Origin of the sequence: Actinoplanes subglobosus (assembly GCF_042650585.1) — a bacterium.
GTDB classification, from domain to species: Bacteria; Actinomycetota; Actinomycetes; order Mycobacteriales; family Micromonosporaceae; genus Actinoplanes; species Actinoplanes subglobosus.
In genome coordinates this window covers 509701-529633 of the sequence record NZ_JBHSBL010000015.1, presented here as the reverse complement: position 1 = coordinate 529633, position 19933 = coordinate 509701, and the positions used below count along the sequence as shown (strand labels likewise).

The following is a 19933-nucleotide window of genomic DNA, read 5'->3' as shown; positions in this document are numbered from 1 at the left end:
ATCAGCTCGCCGCCTGACCGAGGGCGGCCCGGCTGGCCCCCGCGAAACTGCTCCACAGCATCCATCGGTAGAAGCCCTTGACCATGCCGGTGGTCCCGATCAGCCGCACCCGTCCCTCACGAACGGCCGTGCTCAGCGCCATCCGTCCGAGATAGACGCGGAACAGGTCACCGACGGTGGTGGCGACGGTGAGGTCGATGGGCAGCTCGGGATGGCTGAGGCAGACCGAGATGTCACCGGGTTCGAGAGTCATCCACAGTCGCCGGGACGGCTCGCCGTGGAAGTCGAACTCGATGACGGTCCGCCGCACGGGCAGCGCCTCCCGGTCGATGTGCCGCGAGATGTAGAGCATCAGCATCTCGGGATCGAGTTCGGCCGGTGTGGGGTCGGCCAGGATCCAGCGCGCCACCCAGTTGCCGAGCGCGTGCACGACCGGCCGCAACGCCTCTCCGGCGGTGGTGAACGCGTACCGCCCGTCGGCCTGTTTCTCGATGATGCCGTCGTTGCGCAGTCGTTTGATCCGCGCGGTCAGCACCGACCGGGAGATGCCGGGCAGGTTGCGTTCGAGGGCGGTGAATCCATGCGGGCCGTAGATCATCTCTCGCACGATCAGGAGGATCCAGCGGTCACCGAGCAGTTCGGAGGCCTTGGCCACCGGGCAGTACTGGCCGTAGCTGCGCACCACCTCAGCATCCCATCGGTGTGGCCGGTTCGAATATCGAACTTCTGACCATCGGGGACGGCTTCTACGGTCGCCGTTGTGAGCCTCCACCTTCCCGCCGGCAGGAGTGCGCCGTGAATCTGATCGAGACACCGTTCCTCGAGGTACTGGACGGCTCCGGGGGCGGACCGTCCGCGCCGCCGGCCGGGCAGGCCCCGGCGAGCCCGTTCCTCTCCCAGTACTACGACGGCAGCGGACCGGGCACCGGAGCGGACGAGACCGACCTGACCGACCTGTTCGAGAACCTGCACGACGAGGAGTTCGACGCCGCCGTCGACCGGCTGGTCCAGCAGGCACAGGACCGCGCCGACCTGGCCGCCGGCCACGGCGAACTCGGTGTCGAGCACGCCGAGCAGACCGTCGCCCGATATCTGCGCCCGCTGGCCGACGACGCCGAGAGGCTGCTGACCGAACTCGCCGACGCCGCCGGCTCGGTCGAGCGGGCCGGGCTGTCCGCGCCGTCCGAGGCCGACCTCGAAACGGCACTCGACCGGGTACGGGTGCCGGAGCGCCTGGCCGATCCGGTGTTCGAGGACTTCCTCGGCTCGCTGCTGAAGAAGGCCAAGTCGATCGCGAAGGGCGCGGTACGCCTGGGTGCCAAGGGTCTCTCGGCGGTCGCCAACGTGCTGCCGGCCGGGATCATCCTGCGCCGGCTGGCCGCACTGGTCCGCCCGATGCTGAACCGGGTGCTCAAGCTCGCCCTGGACCGGCTCCCGCCCGAGCTGCGGCAACCGGCCCGGATGCTGGCCCGGCGACTGCTCGGCACCGCCGCTGGCGAGACCGAGGCCGAGGCCGTCGAGACTCCGGCGGCGGCCGAGACCGGCACGATCCAGCAGTTCCTCGACGAGCAGGCGGTCGGGCTCATGCTGGCCGGCACGGTGGAGGACCAGGAGCTGCTCGTGGCCGAAACGGTACTCGGTGGGCGTACCACCGAGGATGTCTCGCTCTTGATGTTGGATGCCGCCCGGGACCGGTTCGCCCGCGGCCTGACCGGACTGGCCGAAGGTGAGGATCCCACCCCGCTGGTCGAGCAGTTCCTGCCCGCCGTCCTTCCGGTGCTGAGGATGGGCCTGAGCGTGATCGGCCGCGATCGGGTCGTGAAGTTCCTGGCCGGGCACCTCGGACGGATGATCGCGCCGATGGTCGGGCCCCGGCTCACCCCGGCGCTGTCGCGGGCCATCGTCGACGCCGGCATGAAGATGATGTCGCTGGAGGCCGGCGAGGAGACACCCGAACGGAACCCGGCCGCCGACGCGGTCGTGGCGCTGGTCGAGGACACCGTTGCCGGGCTGGCCGGGCTGACCGACGAGGACGTCGAGGTCACCGCGCTACTGGAGGCCGAAGCGCTGGTCGCGGCGGGACGGGCCGCTCGGGCCGCGTTCCCGGCACGGGTGCTGCGCCGGCCCGGCGGACGGCCCGGGGTGTGGCGGACCATGCCGCCGCGCGGACCACGACGGCACCGCGCCTTCAGTGCACCGATCATGGTCCGGATCAGCGCCGACGCCGCGCAGGGGATCCGGACGCGCGACGGTCGTACCCTCGCCACCGTCCTGCACGACCGGCTGGGCCACGACGGTGACGTCGAGGCACGGCTGCATCTGTTCCAGGTCCTGCCGGGAACGACCGCTGCCCGCATCGCCCGCACCGAACCCGCCGTCGACGCCGGACCCGGCGCCGACCCCGCGGCGCAGCTGCTGCCGCTGACCAGGGAAGCGGCCGCGGCGCTGCTCGGCGACCCGGAGATGGGTACGGACGTCGCCGACCGGTTCCTCGAGGACGGCTCGGCCCTCGCCGTCGGCCAGCGTCTGTACGCGCTGGAGGTGACCGGCCCCGCCCCGGCGAGCGGCCTGGCCGCCCGGCCCGGGGCGGCGGCACTCAGCCGGGTCCGCGTGCACGAGAACCCGGTGACCGCGACCACCACCGTCACGCTGCGGCTGAGCGAGTCGCTGGCGCAGACGCTGGCCGCCCAGGACCGCGCCCGCCGTCCCGCCGCGATCACCCTCGCCACCTTGAACAGGCTCTACGAACCGTGGCTGAGCAGGGCTGCCGGCGGCCGGCACCGGTCGCTGTCGGCCCGGGTCCGGCACGTGCTGGCCAGCCAGTTGCCGGCCCGCCGATCCGAACTGGCCACCGCCGCGACCGCCGCCGAGGACGGGGTGACGCTGCGGCTGCGCTGGCGCGGCGGGCAGCCGGCGGACATCGAGATCGTCGCCGGCGGCGGTCGTGGCTGAGCCGTCCGCCGCGATGCGCCTGCAGGTCAGCCGCCAGGTCGCCCACTGGCGGGCGGCCGCCGCCGGGCTGGCCGACCTGGAGAACTTCGCATCGGCCGCGGCATGGCGCAGCCTGGAGGACTATCTCGGTACGGCCCTGCGCTCCCAGCTGTGCCAGGCGGTCACCGGGTTGCGTCGCCACGGTGACGTGCTCGCCGCACAACTGGCCGCGGCCTCCTCGGACACCGAGTGGGAGTCGCTGCGCCGGGCGGTGATCGCGTTCCGTGGGAGCTACCAGCGGATCGAGACCGCCCTGGACTTCTACGGCGACGCCGTCAACACGCGGACGTCGGCCCGGCTCGCGGCGCTGCTGCGGGCCTGCGACACGCTGGCCCGTCGCAGCCTCGACACCGTGCTCGGGCCGCTCGGCCGCCCCACACCACCGGTGCTGACCTATCTCGACCGTGGGTTCGGCGCCAGCATCCTGCGGGCCGGGCTGCGGCTGTGGGACGGGCGGACACTGTCGCTGGCGGCCGCCGTCAAGATCACACGGCACAATCTGTGCCGGCCGACCGCACTGCTGCACGAGGCCGGTCATCAGGCGGCGTTCCTGCTGAACTGGAACGACGAGCTGGCCGCGGCGCTCCGGGCCGAACTCGCGGACACCCCGGCGCTGGCCCGGGCCTGGGCCGGGTGGGCGAGCGAGATCGCCGCCGACACGTTCGCGTTCGCCCACGCCGGGTACGCGTCGGTGGCCGCCCTGCACGACGTGATCGCCGCAGACGACGGCAGCGTCTACGCGTTCCGTCCCCTCGACCCGCACCCGGTCGGGTATCTGCGGGTGCTGCTGGGCACGGCGATGGCGATCCGGGCGTACGGCGCCGGGCCCTGGGACGACCTGGGCCGGGCCTGGGTCGCGGCGTATCCGGTGTCACGTGCGCCGGAGGGGGTCCAGCCGTTCCTGGCCGGGTCGGTGCGGGCAATGCCACGGATCGCCGAGGTCTGCCTGCGGCTGCCGTATACGGCGTTCGGCGGACGGACGATCACCGAACTGGCCGATCCGGGACGGGTCTCGCCGGCGGCGTTGACGCTGCTGGAACGGGACGCCGGGCCGTCACTGTTCACCTCGCCGTACTGGATCGATCGCGAGTGCCTGCGGCTGCTGGCCCTGTCGGGTTATCGGGCCGCGACCGAGCCACGGAACGCGACGGCTGTGGCCGGACAGTTCGAGACCTGGATGCTGCGCCTGGGCAGAGAAATGGAGATGGCGACATGAGCACACCGACCAACAAATCGGAACTCGAGACAAGACTCGAAACTCTCCGGAAGCTCCTGGGAGAACGCGATGACCCCGGCATCAGCGGCTCGTCGGATTTCACGCTCAAACCGCCGACCGGAGACGCGTCGAAAATCTTGGAAGATCTGCGTAAGAAGATCCAAGGCGTCACACATAATCCTCCGGCGAATCCTTGATTGGAGCTACCGATGTTTCGGAACTTCTGCTCGAACGGCGGCACGCTCGACGTCACGCTTGTCAACGACCTGCTCAAGAGCCCGGCTATAACCGTCGAAAGGGTCATGGCCACCTACTGGTCCCTGGGCCCGGCCGCTGGGACATTGCCCCCGCGAGCGCCGTCGCGGTCCGCCGGGAACAGCGTGCTCTGGGATCATCTCATCTATGCCTACATGATCGAGAACACTCGGATCTACGAGATCGTGAAGCGCATCCTTTCGGAAATCCGGCACGGCGAACGGCTCGGCATTCCACAGAAGCCGGCGACCTATCAGTGGCTCGAGACGACGGAAGAACTGTTCTACAAAGACGCGTCCCCGTTCCTCTTCGCCTCGCAGGTGAGCCGGATACGCCCCGAGATCCAGACGACCCGGTGCATCGACTACACCCTCATGTTCGGGATGGGCCTCAATCACGGAAGGGATGACGGACCCTACCCTTTCGTCAAACCCGACGCTGCAAACCATGCCTTCGTACCGACCCTGGAGGAGTTTCTCCGGCTCGTCTGGATCGGCATCGAGAACAACGCCAACACAACCGGTGCCAAGCCGACTGACGACGCCGGCATCGCCGACCTGGCACGTCGGCTGCACGACATGCTCGTCACCCGCCGCGGCCCGCTGCGTTTGAAACTGGCTCGCGAGGAGTTCGACCACGTCGCCACGATGTCGTGGCTGCACCTGACCCTGCTGACCACCGATTCGATCCTCGATGATCTGCAGATCGTCGCGAGCAGTCCCGAGGAGAGACTACGGGCGATGGGCGACCGGGTCGGACTTCCCGCACATTCCCATTCGCACAGCTACTTCATTCTCGCCCCGGCGATGTCCGAACTCCTGTGGCTCATCGAATCCGGCGTGATCAACAGCAACAACGTCCCATTGCTCTTCGGTGGCGGTCTCGGCAGCCTGCTCAAGGTCATCATCACGCACTGGTCGCGGGTGACGGGGCGGGACCTGAAGGCGCCGTCGATGGCGCTCACCCAACGGTCGGGTATGCCGGCGGTCACCGTCCCCGGCGGTCTCAACGGCCGGGCGCCGCAACCGAGCACCGCGGTGTGAGGAGGTTGTCATGTCCGATCTGGATCACTGGGCGTATCAGTTCGAGTCGCCGTTTCTGAGTACCCATGAATGGCTTGACGAGGTGGCAACGGAGGGCTGGCAGGGCACCTCCGAGCAGGTGGCGTTCCGGGAGGCGGTGCTGAGCGCGGCCGTTGCCCGCAAGCGGAAGTCACGGTCCGAGCAGCGGGATCTACGGGCCACCGAGCTACGGACCGTGCCCGGGACCAGGCTGGCGATGCGTGCCGACGCGGCGGAGGCGGCCGGGCGCCTGCTGGCCGCGGCCAACCACGACCTCGCCGAGGCGCGGCGGGCCGGTGACGACGACGCGATGCGGACGACGTCGCTGACCGGTGTCAGCGGATACCGGAGCCTCGTCGACCAGCAGCGCGTCTGGCGGCATCACTTCGGCGGCTACTACCAGCGCACCGCGGCGGGCCGCTCCGGTCTGAACGGTGGCCCGCACGGTCCGGCGGCGGTGGCCTACATGCTGGACACGTTCAAGATCTCGTGGAAGGTGGCCGCGCCGGGTTTCAGCAATCACCAGAACGGCATCGCGATCGACTTCCAGCAGGTACGCACGAAGGGTCACCCGGTCCGCAACAGCACCACCGACGCGGCCAAACGCATCTGGCTGGCCACCTGGTTCCACGGCTGGCTGCTGCGGCGGGCCGCCTCGTTCGGCTTCGGCCCGTACGAGAAGGAACCGTGGCACTGGGAGTTCCGAGGTCCCGGTGGCGCGGCGCCGCGGGCGTTGACCGCTTCCGAGGTCGACCGTCTGGTCGAGGCCCGTACCGAGGGTGAGACGCCGGCGGCGTGGGAGGCGGACGAGGACGCCACGGCGGTCAGGGAGACGGTCGCCGAGCCGGACGAGACGCCGCTTGACGAGACGCCGCTCCACGAAACGGCCTCGGACGAGGCCGAGGGTACGGACGCGGGCCTGTTCACCGGCTTGGAGGAAGGTTTCGAGGAGTTCGACGGCTTCGTGGCTGACGACTCGTGGCACGAGGAGACCGCTGCCGAATCGTGGCACGAGGAGACCGGAGGAGCCGAAGAAGCCGAGGAACTCGAGGACGAGGAGGGCATCCAGGGCGAGGGCTGGTTCGGCGACACGATCCGGTCGGCGATGTCGAAGGCCGGCTGGGCGTCGCCATCGACCATCGTGGTCAAGCCTCCCCGGCCGGCGATCGCGGTGGGTGCCATCACCGAGGCGGACCGCCCGATGCGGGGAACGAACGGCCGGAACTTCGCCGGACTCGCGGCCGTGACCACGTTCGCCCGGGACGCCGCCCGGGTCTACGCGCTGCGCGAGGCTCCGGGCACGGCCCGGAAGGCGCACGCCGAGGCGGTGCGGCTGGCCGACGTGGCGGCGCGGGCGGCCGTCGTCCCGGGTGAGACGCCGCAAGCGCGGACCACCCGGATCCGTGACGCCGGGGCCGCGGTCAAGGCCCGCCCGGTGAGCGAGGTCCAGCAGGAGATCGAGACGAAGTTCCTCGCCCACCTGGAGGAGGACTTCAACCTGACCCTCGAGGGCACGATCAACTACAAGCTCCGGTACACCCTCAACCAGATCGCCAGGCTCTGGATGTACGGCCGCCGGGAGGGCATCGACTTCGAGACGCTCGGGCAACCTGCACCTCAGCCGGATTTCCGGCCGGCCCCGCGTCCACCGGCCGGCGACACCCTGGAACCGCTCGGTGATCTCGGCACCGGTCCGGACGTGCAGCCGGCGATGGCCCGGTTCCTCCGCGATCTGCGCCGGCGACACAGCGGGCACCGCGTGACGAACCGGGCCGGCCACGGTGGTGGCGCTTTCACCGGCCGGGGCCTGTCCGCCGACGTGTACCTGGTCGACGTGCACCGGGACGAACGTGGCTTCTGGCTCCGCGACAAGGCGGTCGAACTGTTGCTCGCCGCCGACGCGGCGGCCAAGTCCACGGGCGTACGATGGCGGGCCCTCTACAACGACTACGCGGTGGCGCTGGCGGTGAACAGCGTCACCGGCCTCGGTACCGTCCGCTTCCTCGGGCAGCCACGGAGGGGCAGCTCGGTCGGCCTCAACTGGCACGGTCCGATCCTTCTGCATTTCCACATCGACGTGATCCCGGCGTCAGTTCCCCAGCAGTAGCGTGATGGCCAGGGCGAACAGCAGCGAGTCGATCCGGTCGAGCAGGCCGCCGGAACCGGGGATCCAGGCCGCGGCGTCCTTGGCCCCGGCACCGCGTTTGACCATCGACTCGAACAGGTCACCCAGTGGAGCGCCGACCACGACGGCGGCCACCAGACCCACGACCAGCGAGGTGGGCAGCCCGCGGGTGAAGACCCCGGCGGCGGCCAGGGTTCCGACGGCGGCCACCCCGCCCACGATCGTCCCGCTCCAGTGTTTGGCCGGCGACAGCGGGGACAGCCGTGGGCCGCCGAACCGTCGGCCGGCGATGTACGCGGCGATGTCACCGATCGACACCGCGGCGAACAGGAGCAGCGTGATCGCGCCCAGCGGCACCATCGCCGCCAGCGGCGCGAACCACACCAGACCGAGCACGCCGACGGCCGCCCGGCGCAGACCGTCGGCGGTGTCTCCGGTCAGGACCGGAACGGTGCCGACGAGCAACGCGCCGGCGCCCGCGGCGTACAGGATGTGCCCGGGACTGAGCCACACCGTCGCGATCAGACCGGTCAGGGCGAGGGCCAGCGCGGCCCGGTCCGGCCACGGCGCCCGCATCAGGGCGCCGAACTCGGCGGCGAGGATCACGGCGACGACAGCGGCGATGACCGCGGCGCCCGGCGGCCCCAGCCAGAACCCACCGGTCACCAGGGGAATCCCCACCGCCCAGGCACACCATCGGTGGATCATGTCCCGCCGCCGGGAGACCGCGACCGCGATCCCCCCAGCGACCAGGGCGCCGACCAGGTACGGCACCAGTGCGCCGACCGTGATCACCGCGGGCGTCCTCGTCCGGCTGTCAGGGCGGCCCGGTAGGCGGCGACGATCCGGGCGTTGCCGGCGGGATCCTTCACGGCGATCCGGACGGTTCTCCCCTGGAAGGCCGGTGACATCGGAGACAGGTCACGCAGGTACACGTCGTCGCGCCGGCAGGCCGTGACCAGTTCGGCGGCGCTGGGCCCGTCCGGCGGGAGGGTGAGCAGGAGGAAGTTCGACACGGCTTCGTCGACGAGCACCGTGTCGTCGACGGCCCGCAACTCCGCCGCCAGTTCCGCGCGCAGTACCGCGGTCTCCGCCCAGCGCGCCGCGTAGTACGCCGGGTCACGAAGCGCGGCGACCGCGGCGAGCTGGGCGGGAAGGCTGACCGCCCACGGCGGCGTCCACCGGCGGAGGGTGGCCGCCGTGGGGGCGTCGCTGGTCAGGTACGCCACCCGCATACCCGACAGGGCGTACATCTTCGACATCGACGTGCAGACCACCACGTTGGAGCTGTGGACGGCCGACGACGCCAGCGACTGATCCAGGCCGGCGTAGCCCACGTACGCCTCGTCGACCCAGATCCGTGTGCGCGCCGGCACCCGGGTGATCGCGTCCCGCAGGGTCCGCGCCGGCAGCCATCCGCCGGTCGGATTGTTCGGGTTCACCAGGACGGCCAGGTCGTAGTCGGCCCCGGCCAGTGCGCCGACGAGCCGCTCGATGTCGATTCGCCAGCCGTCGGCCGGGCCGAGGGTGAGCCGATCCACCCGGCACCCGATCACGTCCGAGACCACATGGGCGTACTCGCCGTAACCGGGGTCGACCAGCAGCACCCGGCTCGCCGGCGTGAGCCACTGGCGGAAAGCCCGGAAGATGAGGTCCGAGGATCCGGCACCGAGGGTGAGGGAGCCGGCCGGCAGGCCGCGTGCCTCGGCGATCTCGGCGCGTAAGCCGTCCGCGGACACCGGCGGGGAGGTGCGCGCATTCCACGACGGGTCCTCGGCCAGAACCTCGAGCACGCCGGGCGCCGGCGCGAACCAGGCGTCGAGGACGTCCGCCGCGACCACCCGGTGCCGGCGGCCGAGGCTGCGGAAATCGGCGCCGATACCGTCGAACGACGCCCCGCCGTGTGCGCAGCCGTCGGCTCCGTCGCGCATCGGCATGTCGAGGTGCCAGTCCAGGTTGCCGGCGAGGCGGTCCAGCACTGTCGCGTACCTCTGCACCGTCACCGCCACCAGCTGGTCCACGGGCGCCGACATCACCTGGAAGCCGACCTCGCCGGAGGTCACGGTGTGCCCGGTCGGGCGCAGGCCGACTCCCCGGTACATGTCGGCCAGGTCGGTCCGGCCCATCGCCACGACGTGCCGGCCGCCGCGCGACTCGACCCAGCGCAGCGCGGCGTACATGAGCAGGCCGGCAGCTCCGGTCCCGCGCCATGGACCCCCCACGGTCAGGATGCGGACCTCGAACACGTCCGGAGCGTCGAGCAACGGCAGGTCTTCCCGGGACAGGTACTTGTCCAGCGACCATCGGCCGGTCCAGGGTGGGGTGACGCTCACGAATCCCACCGGCTCATCGCCCCATGTGGCCACCAGATACACGACGCCGTGCTCGTCCAGGTCGTCCTGGAGCCGGCCGGCCGGGTTCACGGCGTGTTGACCGAGCTCCTCCGCGTAGACCGTGTGTCGCAGCCGGAAGATCCACTGCCGATCCGCCGGGGTGCCCGGCCTCAGACCCAGTCGTTCCGCACCCACGACCGCCACTCTCCGTCAGTTGAGATCAACTCCGGGCTGCAAAGTACCAGGTAGAGCCCCCCGAACCCGCCGTGAGAGCCGGCCGGTGGTGTCAGCGGCGCAGATGGGACTGGAGGACCAGGGCTGCGGCGCCGGTGGCGGAGGCGGTCGCTGCGGCCAGGGAGACGGTGACCGTTACCGATCGGCGCCACGTTTTGGCGTCGGCGGGGGCCACGCGGCGCATGATGGCCGGGCCGTAGACGAATGACGCCGCGGCGAAACCGGGGCCGGTCAGCACCACCAGGTCCACGTCCAGGAGGTTGACGACTGATTCGGCGGCCGCTGCCACGTACCGGGCAGAGTCTTGAAGTAACGCCAGGCAATGGGGGGCACCGGCCCGGGCTGCCCGGGCCACCGCGGCGAAGTCCGCGGCGACGCCGCGGCCTGTCGTGTCGCCCAGGCCCGCTTCGGCCAAGGCGGTCGGGTCGGAGCGGGCGGCCACCACCACGGTGCGGGGGCCGGCGAGGATCTCCAGGCAGCCGCGGCTTCCGCACCAGCAGGGTGGGCCGTCCACCTGGACGCAGATGTGACCGAATTCGCCCGCTGCTCCGTGGCCGCCGCGGACGGCTCGGCCCTCGCTGACGATGCCGGCGCCGATGCCACTGCCCATGTAGAGGGCGGCGAAAGCGCGCTCAGGACCGACTCGGGCCACCCAGTATTCGCCCACCGCGGCCGCGGTGGCGTCGTTCTCGACCAGGACCGGCCAGCCCGTCTCCTCAGCCAGGCGGCGGCCGAGTGCGTCGGCGTCCCAGTCCCGCAGGTGCGGTGGCGAGTCCCAGCCGGGTGGCAGGCCGCCGGCCGGGGCCGGCCAGACGACACCGATGCCGAGGCAGCGGACCGGGTCCACTCCGGATCCGGCGAGGAGCGTGCTGATGCCTTCGGCCAGGTGGGTCAGCAGGTGATCGGTCGGAGCGGGACGGGCCAGGCGGGAGATCACGCCGCCGGTCTGCCCGGTCAGGACGAACGTGGTGACGTCCCGGTCGAGGTGGACGCCGACGGCCAGGCGGGCCGCCGGGTCGAGGCGCAGCAGGGTTCGTGGTTTGCCGCCGGTGGGGGTGCGGCCGGTCTCGACCAACAGGCCCTCGTCGAGCAGGCGGCGGACGGTCATCGACACGGCCGCCTCCGTCAGGCCGGTCACCGCGGCCAGCTCGACGCGGCTCAGCTGCTCGGACGCCCGGATCGCGTCGAGGATGCTCTCGCGGGCGGCGGGCCGGCGACCACGACCGGCGGAACCCGCAGCGGTGTGGGCACGGCCGGCGGACCCGGCAGGGACGTGGGCGCGGCCGGCGGACCCGGCAGGGACGTGGGCACCGGCGGTGGGGGGTCCGCCCGGTGCCGGCTCGCCGACCGCTTCCCTCACTCAGCCACCTCGGTCGGGGTCACACGGACGAGCAGGACACGGTCGGGGTACAGCACCGGCAGGCGCAGGCCGGTGACGCCCAGGGCGTGGCCGCTGAGCCGGACGCCCTGCGGCGTGCACCAGGGTAGCGCAGCGCCCCACGCTGCGGCGTTGCCGTCGGGGGCGTCGCCGGGTGGTTGCGGGCGGACGTCGTAGACGCGGTCCGGGTCGAGGCCGGGCAGGGGCACGGCGCAGGGTGGGTACGCCGCACTGGTCGCGATCGCGGTCAGGGCGAACAGCGCGTCCCGGGGGCCGACCACACCGGTGACCGTGTACGCGGGGTCGGCCACGTCGCCGTGCACGAGCGTGCCGGTGTGCAGGAGTTCGCGGACCTCCTTGTACAGCGCGATCCACGCGGCGAGACGGTCCCGCTCGGCGGGTGAGGCCCGGGACAGGTCCCATTCGATGCCGAGGTGGCCGAACAGCGCGCTGCCGGCCCGCATGTCGAGCGGCAGCGTCCGGTGCGTGGTGTGTGATGCCGGTGCGCCGACGTGCGAACCGATCAGTTCCAGCGGCACCAGCAGCGACGTCCACCGCTGGATCGCCACCCGCTCGTGTGCGTCGATGCAGTCCGACGCCCACACCCGGTCGGTGCGTTCGAGGATCTCCAGGTCGACCCGCCCGCCTCCGGACGAGCACGACTCGATCTCCACGGTGGGATGCCGTCCGCGCAGGTCGTCGAGGAGCCGGTAGACGGCCAGCGTCTGATCGCGCACCCCGGCCCGTCCGCTGGCGGGATGTCCGGCTTCGACCAGATCCCGATTGTGGTCCCACTTGAGATACGCGATGTCGTTTTCGGTCAGCAGGGCGTCGAGACGGGAGAGCACGTAGTCGTACGCCGCGGGGTTGTGCAGGTCCAGGACCTGCTGTGACCGCGCGGCCGGTGGCAGACGGTGACCGACGCCCATGATCCAGTCCGGGTGCGCGCGGGCCAGGTCCGAGTCCGGGTTGATCATCTCGGGCTCGACCCACAGTCCGAACTCCATGCCGAGCGAGCGCACCACCTCGATCAGCGGCCCGAGCCCGTCCGGCCACACGTCGGCGGACACGTGCCAGTCCCCCAGTCCGGACGTGTCGTCGCGCCGCGACCCGAACCACCCGTCGTCGAGCACGAACCGCTCTGCCCCGACCGACGCCGCGGCCTGGGCCAATTCGGTCAGCCGCTGGAGGTCGTGATCGAAGTAGACGGCCTCCCACGTGTTGACGACGACCGGACGCGGCCGCACCGGATGATGCGGACGGGACCGCAGATACGTGTGGAAACGGGCGGACAGCGAGTCGAGCCCGGCCGCGCCGAAGACCCCGTAAACCCACGGCGTCACGTACGACCCGCCCTCGCCGAGCCCTACCTCACCCGGCAGCAGCAACTCGCCACCGCCTAGCGCCGCGTGCCCGTGATAGTTGCGCTCCGCAATGGTCCGCGCGCCACCGGAGAACGCCGTGTGCACGCCCCACACCTGGCCGGACCGGTTGGCGAACCCCGCAGTGCCGGCACACAACACATACGCCGAGTCATATCCGGTGCGCCCGGTCCGGTTCTCCCGCACCCGCAGCCCGTGCGTGAACGCGGTCCGCTGCGGCGAACGCTCCCGCAGATGGTGCCCGGTGAAATCCAGCAGTTCCACAGCGGCATCCGGAACCGGCAGGAATACCATCAAGTGCTCCAACCAGTACGTTCCCGGCAGAAGACTCGTCAACCGCGCGCGAGCGCGCAACACCCCGCCAGGCAGCAACTCCAGGTCGACGGCCAGCGAAAGGCCCGCGTCCCGATCAAGACCATCTATTCGTACGGCCACCCCGCTCCGATCGATCTCGGACACCTCGAACGCGCTGGACCATGCACGACCGTCCCGGTGCCCGGCGAGTCCGGGATGCCCCAGCCACCCGGCCGACTGCTCGGGCACGATCGACACCCGGACCGTCCCGTCCGCCGAGAACCCGATCGGCTGTGGCGCCGTGGCCAGAGTCAGCGCCGCGGGATCGACGTCACCGAGAGCGGCCCCCCAGTGCGCGATCGCGGGTAGTGACGGCCCCCGACAGTCGAGCACCACACTCACGCCGTCCCTGCTCAGATGGACGAAATCGGCCACCCGTACCTCCGCTCCACCAGCGTTGACGGACTTCGTTCAGTTGCTTAAGAATGTGGTAGCCCCCGGCGCGGCGGCAACCCCCGAACTACTCGACATGGGAGCTTCCCGACATGCTCAAGATCGACCTGCACACCGGCTGGACCGTCCGGGCCGCCGGTGGACCGGTCCCGCCGGAGATCGCCGCCGCCCCGGTTCCGGCCACCGTCCCCGGCACGGTGCACACCGACCTGCTCGACGCCGGCCTGATCCCCGACCCCTACCTGGGTGGCAACGAGGCCGATCTGAGCTGGTTCCACCGCAGCGCCTGGCGTTACGACACCACCGTCACCGCCGCGCAGGCCCAGGCCGGCGAGCGGGTCGACCTCGTCTTCGACGGCCTTGACACGGTCGCCACCGTCGACTTCGGCGGCGAGGAGCTGAGCCGCACCGCCAACATGCACCGCGGCTACCGGTTCGACGTGCGGCACCTGCTGACCGGCGGCGACGTCCCGCTGAGCGTTCGCTTCGACTCGGCGCTGGAGTACGCGGAGGCCATCGAGGCACAGCTCGGCAGCCGGCCCCGGCCGTACCCCCATCCGTTCAACGCGGTCCGCAAGATGGCCTGCTCCTTCGGCTGGGACTGGGGCCCCGACCTGCAGACCGCCGGCATCTGGAAGGGTGTGCGCCTGGAGCGCTGGCACACCGCCCGGCTCGCCGAGGTCCGCCCGCTCGCCACTCTCGACGCCGACGGCCGCACCGGCCGGCTGACCGTGCACGTGAGCGTCGAGCGCGCCTCGGACGAGCAGCTCCGCGTCGAACTGACGGCCGGTTTCCTGCGGGCCGAGGCCGTCATCGCGCCCGGCGCCGACCGTACCGTGCTGGAACTGGAAGTCCCCGGCGCACCGGTCTGGTGGCCGGCCGGGCACGGTGACCAGCCGCTCACCGACGTCGCCGTCACCCTCTCCAGCGGATCCGAGACACTCGACACGCACGCGGCGCGGGTCGGTTTCCGGTCCGTCCGCCTCGACGAGACCCCCGATGAGTACGGCAGCAGGTTCACCCTGGTCGTCAACGAGCGGGAGATCTTCGTCCTGGGCCTCAACTGGATCCCCGAGGACCACCTCCTCACCCGGATCACCCGTGCCGACCTGGAAGCGGCCGTCGACCGGGCCGTCGCCGCGAACGCGAACCTGCTGCGTGTCTGGGGCGGCGGCATCTGGGAGTCCGACGACTTCTACCAGGTCTGCGACGAGCGGGGCGTCCTCGTCTGGCAGGACTTCCCGCTGGCGTGCGCCGCCTACAGCGAGGAGGAGCCGATCCGCTCCGAGATCCTCGCCGAGGCCCGGGAAAATGTGGCCCGTCTCGCCCCGCACCCGTCACTGATCCTGTGGAACGGCGGCAACGAGAACATCTGGGGCCACGAGGACTGGGGCTGGAAGGAGGCGCTGGACGGCGCGACCTGGGGCGCCCGCTACTACTACGAGGACTTCCCGGCGCTGCTGGCCGAGCTCGACCCGACCCGGCCCTACCACCCGGGCAGTCCGTCCAGCCCCGGTCACGACCCGGAGGTCGTGCACCCCAACGACGACCGATTCGGGACACGGCACGAGTGGGACGCGTGGAACCGGGAGGACTACACCCACCACGCGGGCTTCGTGCCCCGGTTCTGCTCCGAGTTCGGCTGGCAGGCACCGCCGACCTGGTCCACGCTGACGTCGGCGCTCGCCCCGGAGGACCTGCGCAAGGAATCACCGGTGTTCCTGCTGCACCAGAAGGCCGAGGACGGCAACGGCAAACTCGACCGCGGGCTCGCCCACCACATGCGGGTGCCGGCCGACTTCGGTGACTGGCACTGGGCCACCCAGCTCAACCAGGCACGGGCCACCGCCTATGCGGTCGAGCACCTGCGCAGCCACGCCCCGCGAACCATGGGCAGCATCATCTGGCAGCTCAACGACTGCTGGCCGGTCACCTCGTGGGCCGTCGTGGACGGGGCCGGGCGGCTCAAGCCCTCGTGGTTCGCGCTGCGCAGGGCGTACGCCCCGGTGCTGCTCTCGATCCGTGAGCGGGACGGACGGACCGTCCTGGCCGTGATCAACGACCGTGAGGAGCCCTGGCGCGAGAGCGCGCGCCTGCGGCGCGTCCGGTTCGACGGCACCGTCCTGGCCGGGACCGCCGTGGACCTCGACGTGGCGGCGCGGTCGGTCGCGCTGATCGACCTCGCTCCCGAGCTGCTCACCGTGACCGAAACCGATCGTGAGGTGCTGGTCGTCGACGCCGGCGGGCTGCGTGCCGTCCACCTGTTCGCCGAGGACAAGGACCTGCGCTACGACCCGGCGGCGGTCCGGGCGCACACCGTCGCGGTCGAAGGCGGATACTCGGTGACCGTGACCGCCGCCTCGTTCGCCCGCGACATCGCCGTGCTCGCCGACCGGGTCGCACCCGACGCGCTCGTCGACGACATGCTCGTCGACCTGCTGCCCGGCGAGACCCACACGTTCACCGTCCGCACCGGCGCGACCGTCGACGGGGAGGCGTTCAGCGCGCCCGAGGTGCTGCGGTCGGCGAACGCGCTGACCCTGCCGGCCAAGGTCGGCTGACGCGATGCCCGGACCGGGTGGCCTGATCGGGCTCGTCCTCACCGGCAGCACCGCCCGGATCGGCGTCGAACCGTTCATCATGGAGCTCATCGCCGGGATGGAGGAGGCGATGGCCCCGCACGGCGCGACCGTGCTGTTGCTGGTCGTGCCCGATCTCGACGACGAACTCGACACCTACCGGCGGTGGGCCGGCGACCGGACGGTGCAGGCGGTCGTCGTGGTCAACCTCGTCCACGGCGACACCCGGCCCGACCATCTCGCCGGGCTCGGGCTGCCCGCCGTGCTCGCCGGCCGCGCCGACGCACCCGCCTTCCCGCGGGTCGTCACCGACGACGCCGGCGCCACCACGGTCGCGGTCGAGATGCTCGCCGGCCTCGGGCACCGGGTCATCGGCCGGGTCAGCGGCCCGGCCGACCTGGTGCACACCGCCGAACGGACCGCGGGCATGCACGCCGCGGCCGCGCAGCACGGCGTTCAGGTGCACATCGTCGAGGGCGACTACGGACCCGAGGCGGGGGTACGGGGAGTGCGCACCCTCCTCGACACGGACCCGCCACCCACCGCCGTGGTGTTCGACAACGACGTGATGGCCGTCGCCGCCGAACAGGAACTCATCCGCTCCGGCGTGGACGTCCCCGGCGGGGTGAGCCTGCTCGTGCACGACGACTCACCACTGTGCGAACTGGCCGTACCACCACTGTCGGCCCTCAGCATCGACGTGCACGAACACGGGCTCACCCTCGGGCGGGCCGTGGTCGCCGCCCTCGACGGCGCCGAGCCGGCCGAATACGCCGGGCCGCCGATCCGCGTCCTGCGACGGGAGAGCACCGGGCCCGCCCCGTCATAGGCGCCGCCACATGTCGATGTCGCCGACCTCGACGAAGCCGTGACGACGGTAGAACCGCCGGGCCCGGGCGTTGTCGGTGTGCACTCCGCCGAACAGGACGACGACGTCACGGCCGAGCAGGCGGATCGCGTCCCACGCCGGCGCGATCAGGGCGTCGGCCAGGCCGCGGCCCTGCCACGCGTCGGCGACACAGGGGCCGAAACGGGCCGTCCGCTCCGGGTCGAGGTGGATGCCGTGTCCGGCGTACCGCGTGATCTCGAAACCTTCGGGCAGTGACAGGCTCAGATCGACGACCCCGGCCAGGTCCGTCCCGTCGACCGCGACCAGCCGCAACTTGTCGTGACGGCCGATCACCTCGATCCAGTCCGCGGCCGCCTCGGCATCGGGTGTGTCGCCGTGCCAGAAACGGCGGCTCGTCGCGGACAGGCCGGCGAGAAAGGCGACAAGGGCGATCTCGTCGGTGGGCAGCAGGGCCCGGACGGTGAGTCCGGTGCCGTCGACGGTGATCGTGCGGGTCAGCGGCGACGGGTCGGCGGCGAGGGCGGCGATCGTGGTCGGCATCGTCCGGCTACTCACCACGGCCGCTCATGTGCCGAGCGACGAGGTCACGGACCTGCGCCCGGATCCGGGTGTGACTCATGTCGCCCATGCCCTCGCCCAAGCCGGTGCGGACGGTTCGGAGAGCAGGGCGACGCCGGCCGCGACGAGCTCGGTGCACGCTTGACGGCAGTCGCCGACCTGCAATACGACCGCCGCCGGCACCGTGGCCGCCGTGGCATCGGGTGCTCGGAGCGCCAGGCCGGGCCGGTCCGGCGGCGGGTCGCCCGGGGTGGCGAGATGCAGAACCGCGGGACCGTTGGTGAGCTTGGCGTAGGTGTCCCACTCGATCTCGGGAGTGAACCCGAGCCGCCGGTAGAACGCGACACCGACCGCGACATCCCGCACCACCAGCAGCGGCGCGACCCCCGAAACCCGCATTCCGCAGACATTAACACCGGCCGATCAACACCCCCACGGCCCTGACGGTCGTCGACAGGATCGGGGTCAGGTCCGCGGCAGTCGCGATGCCGCCACCGTCTGACCGCCGTTCCGGTGGGGGCCGTCCCTCCGGCTAACGGAGGTTCCATTCCCCGTAGGGGCGGCCGGCCATCGGCAGGGTGACGTGGACACGGGCCAGTTCAGCGGACTTGGCGACGTCGAACCCGAGTGTCAGATCGATCTCCCAGCCCGGCTCCAGATAGGGCGGCTCTCCCGCCACGTTCGTCTCGACCATGCGCGACCGCATCGGATCGCCGTGATAGGTCGTGCCGGAGGCGTCGAGCAGCCAGGCCTCCGGATCGAGCCGCGCGATCACCGGGACGCTGCCCGTGTTCTTCAGATGCACCTGGTAGAAGACGGTCCGCTGGCTCGCGTCGTCGTAGGAGGTCCGATCGATGTGCGGCGTGATACCGACCTCCACCCGAGCGCCGTCCGACCCGGCCAGGGCCACCCGGTCGTCATGGTCAACCGGGCCCGGCGCGGTCACCTCGATGTACATCCCGCCCTGACCGGGACTCCGGGTCACCACGAGGGGTGGCGTGACCGTCCCGCCGCTGCTGGATGGCCCAGTCACGATCGCGGTGGCGATCGCCAGCACGACGACGACGCCGGCGCCGGCGGCCATCCGGACCAGCTTCCGCTCCGGGCCGATCCGCCTCGCGGGAGCAGGCGCGGGCTCCGGCTCGGCCGGACGCGGCGCGACGACGGGGGGCGCCTCCCGATCAGGCTCCGGCACGATGGCCCGTCGGCGATTCTTCGCGCGCAGGGCGAGCACGCCGCCGACCGCGACCCCAGCCACGGCGGTGAGAGCGAGTAGGCCGTAACGGCGGGGAGTTCGCAGCGTCGTCACGCGAGGCGCAATCGGCGGGCCCGGCCCCGACCCGAGAAGAATCAGCCTTGACCTTGACACCGTGGTAAGGCCTTCACTGGGAGCCGTGGAGGTGATCCCGGTGATCATGCAAGCTCTCCAAGGCTTGGAGAACCCCAATTCGTCGGTACGGCTACAGGCCGTTCTGGCCATCGGCACCGCGCCGGACCCGCAGTATGTCGACAAGCTCATCGAACGCTGCTCGATCGAGCCGGACTTCTACGTGCGCGACATGCTGACCTGGGCGATCACCCGGCACCAGGTGTCGGGGACGACGCCCCGGCTCGTCGCGGAACTGCGGTCGGCCAATCCGCAGGCACGGAGTCAGGCTCTCCACACGCTGTCCAAGATCGGGGACCGGTCGGCCTGGCCGGCGATCACCCGGGAGTTGCTGACCGACGCCGACGACCAGGTGGCCCGGACGGCCTGGCGAACCGCTGTGGTGCTGGCGCCGGAAGAGGAGGCATCGCAGCTGGCCTCGGTGCTGGCCACCCAGTTCGGGCGGGGCGACCGGGCCACCCAGCTGAGTCTGAGCCGGGCCCTCGTGGACCTCGGTGAGACAATCGTGCCTGTCCTGGAGGCGGCGATGACCGGCACCGAGGCTCGCGTGGTCGCTCACGCGATCGCCACACGACGGCTGCTTCACGACCCGGAGGCCGCGTTCGAGCTGGCCGTCGAGGAGGCGAAACGCATCGTGGCCCTCGGCCCGGACGCTCCTGAACGGTGACTGACCGCGCCGATCAGCAGGACAACGCGATGGTGAGGGGTGACGGCCGGTGCCGACCTGCTCGGCAGAACGATGGACAGGGGCGACGGCCGGTGCCGACCTGCTCGGCAGAACGATGGACAGGGGCGACGGCCGGTCCCGACCTGCTCGGCAGAACGATGGACAGGGGT

General features: G+C 71.3%; 16 protein-coding genes. 8 read left to right on the top strand and 8 right to left on the bottom strand.

Features of this window, described 5'->3' with window-relative positions:
• Position 1 precedes the first annotated feature (1 nt).
• Positions 2–682 carry a winged helix-turn-helix transcriptional regulator gene (locus ACFO0C_RS17055; protein ID WP_378067614.1) on the bottom strand — a complete coding sequence of 227 codons (681 nt, stop codon included), beginning with the start codon at positions 680–682 and terminating at the stop codon, positions 2–4.
• Positions 683–795: 113 nt separating this feature from the next.
• On the opposite strand from ACFO0C_RS17055, the gene ACFO0C_RS17050 reads away from it, so the two are divergent.
• Genes ACFO0C_RS17050 through ACFO0C_RS17030 form a run of 5 tightly spaced genes read left to right on the top strand, consistent with a single transcriptional unit; the run spans position 796 to position 7630 of the window.
• Positions 796–2952 (top strand): hypothetical protein, encoded by a 2157-nt coding sequence (locus ACFO0C_RS17050; RefSeq protein ID WP_378067613.1) that lies wholly within the window; start codon positions 796–798, stop codon positions 2950–2952.
• Positions 2945–4207, top strand: a complete 1263-nt coding sequence (locus tag ACFO0C_RS17045; protein WP_378067612.1) for a hypothetical protein — start codon at positions 2945–2947, stop codon at positions 4205–4207. Before ACFO0C_RS17050 ends, ACFO0C_RS17045 begins: the two co-directional genes overlap by 8 nt.
• Positions 4204–4404 (top strand): hypothetical protein, encoded by a 201-nt coding sequence (locus tag ACFO0C_RS17040; RefSeq protein ID WP_378067611.1) that lies wholly within the window; start codon positions 4204–4206, stop codon positions 4402–4404. The genes ACFO0C_RS17045 and ACFO0C_RS17040 overlap by 4 nt, the downstream gene beginning before the upstream one ends.
• Before the next feature lie 12 nt (positions 4405–4416).
• The gene (locus ACFO0C_RS17035) at positions 4417–5505 is read left to right on the top strand and encodes a hypothetical protein (protein WP_378067610.1); all 1089 of its coding nucleotides are present in this window, start codon (positions 4417–4419) and stop codon (positions 5503–5505) included.
• 10 nt (positions 5506–5515) lie between these two features.
• Positions 5516–7630, top strand: a complete 2115-nt coding sequence (locus tag ACFO0C_RS17030) for a M15 family metallopeptidase (protein WP_378067609.1) — start codon at positions 5516–5518, stop codon at positions 7628–7630.
• Here ACFO0C_RS17030 and ACFO0C_RS17025 read toward each other — a convergent pair.
• From ACFO0C_RS17025 to ACFO0C_RS17010, 4 genes are all read right to left on the bottom strand, one after another.
• Entirely contained in the window at positions 7613–8443 is an 831-nt protein-coding gene (locus tag ACFO0C_RS17025) for a phosphatidate cytidylyltransferase (RefSeq protein WP_378067608.1), read from the bottom strand. The genes ACFO0C_RS17030 and ACFO0C_RS17025 overlap by 18 nt on opposite strands.
• A complete protein-coding gene (locus ACFO0C_RS17020; RefSeq protein ID WP_378067607.1) occupies positions 8440–10176 on the bottom strand; it encodes a histidinol-phosphate aminotransferase family protein in 1737 nt (578 codons plus the stop codon). Before ACFO0C_RS17020 ends, ACFO0C_RS17025 begins: the two co-directional genes overlap by 4 nt.
• 91 nt (positions 10177–10267) lie before the next feature.
• On the bottom strand, positions 10268–11575 hold the full coding sequence (locus ACFO0C_RS17015) for an ROK family transcriptional regulator (RefSeq protein ID WP_378067606.1): 1308 nt from the start codon (positions 11573–11575) through the stop codon (positions 10268–10270).
• Positions 11572–13704 (bottom strand): alpha-galactosidase, encoded by a 2133-nt coding sequence (locus ACFO0C_RS17010; RefSeq protein ID WP_378067605.1) that lies wholly within the window; start codon positions 13702–13704, stop codon positions 11572–11574. The genes ACFO0C_RS17015 and ACFO0C_RS17010 overlap by 4 nt, the downstream gene beginning before the upstream one ends.
• 110 nt (positions 13705–13814) lie before the next feature.
• On the opposite strand from ACFO0C_RS17010, the gene ACFO0C_RS17005 reads away from it, so the two are divergent.
• Together ACFO0C_RS17005 and ACFO0C_RS17000 are read left to right on the top strand one after the other, a co-directional pair.
• Positions 13815–16283, top strand: coding sequence for a glycoside hydrolase family 2 protein (locus ACFO0C_RS17005; RefSeq protein WP_378067604.1), 2469 nt, complete (start codon positions 13815–13817; stop codon positions 16281–16283).
• Positions 16284–16287: 4 nt separating this feature from the next.
• Entirely contained in the window at positions 16288–17130 is an 843-nt protein-coding gene (locus ACFO0C_RS17000; RefSeq protein ID WP_378067603.1) for a LacI family DNA-binding transcriptional regulator, read from the top strand.
• Here ACFO0C_RS17000 and ACFO0C_RS16995 read toward each other — a convergent pair.
• The 3 genes from ACFO0C_RS16995 to ACFO0C_RS16985 form a co-directional block, all read right to left on the bottom strand.
• Positions 17125–17691: a GNAT family N-acetyltransferase gene (locus ACFO0C_RS16995; protein ID WP_378067602.1), complete on the bottom strand. Its 567-nt coding sequence runs from the start codon at positions 17689–17691 to the stop codon at positions 17125–17127. The two genes, ACFO0C_RS17000 and ACFO0C_RS16995, sit on opposite strands and share 6 nt — an antisense overlap.
• A gap of 75 nt (positions 17692–17766) precedes the next feature.
• Positions 17767–18108: a VOC family protein gene (locus ACFO0C_RS16990; RefSeq protein WP_378067601.1), complete on the bottom strand. Its 342-nt coding sequence runs from the start codon at positions 18106–18108 to the stop codon at positions 17767–17769.
• Between the two features lie 133 nt (positions 18109–18241).
• Positions 18242–19018: a hypothetical protein gene (locus ACFO0C_RS16985; RefSeq protein ID WP_378067600.1), complete on the bottom strand. Its 777-nt coding sequence runs from the start codon at positions 19016–19018 to the stop codon at positions 18242–18244.
• Between the two features lie 106 nt (positions 19019–19124).
• On the opposite strand from ACFO0C_RS16985, the gene ACFO0C_RS16980 reads away from it, so the two are divergent.
• Positions 19125–19763: a HEAT repeat domain-containing protein gene (locus ACFO0C_RS16980; RefSeq protein ID WP_378067673.1), complete on the top strand. Its 639-nt coding sequence runs from the start codon at positions 19125–19127 to the stop codon at positions 19761–19763.
• Positions 19764–19933: the final 170 nt, after the last annotated feature.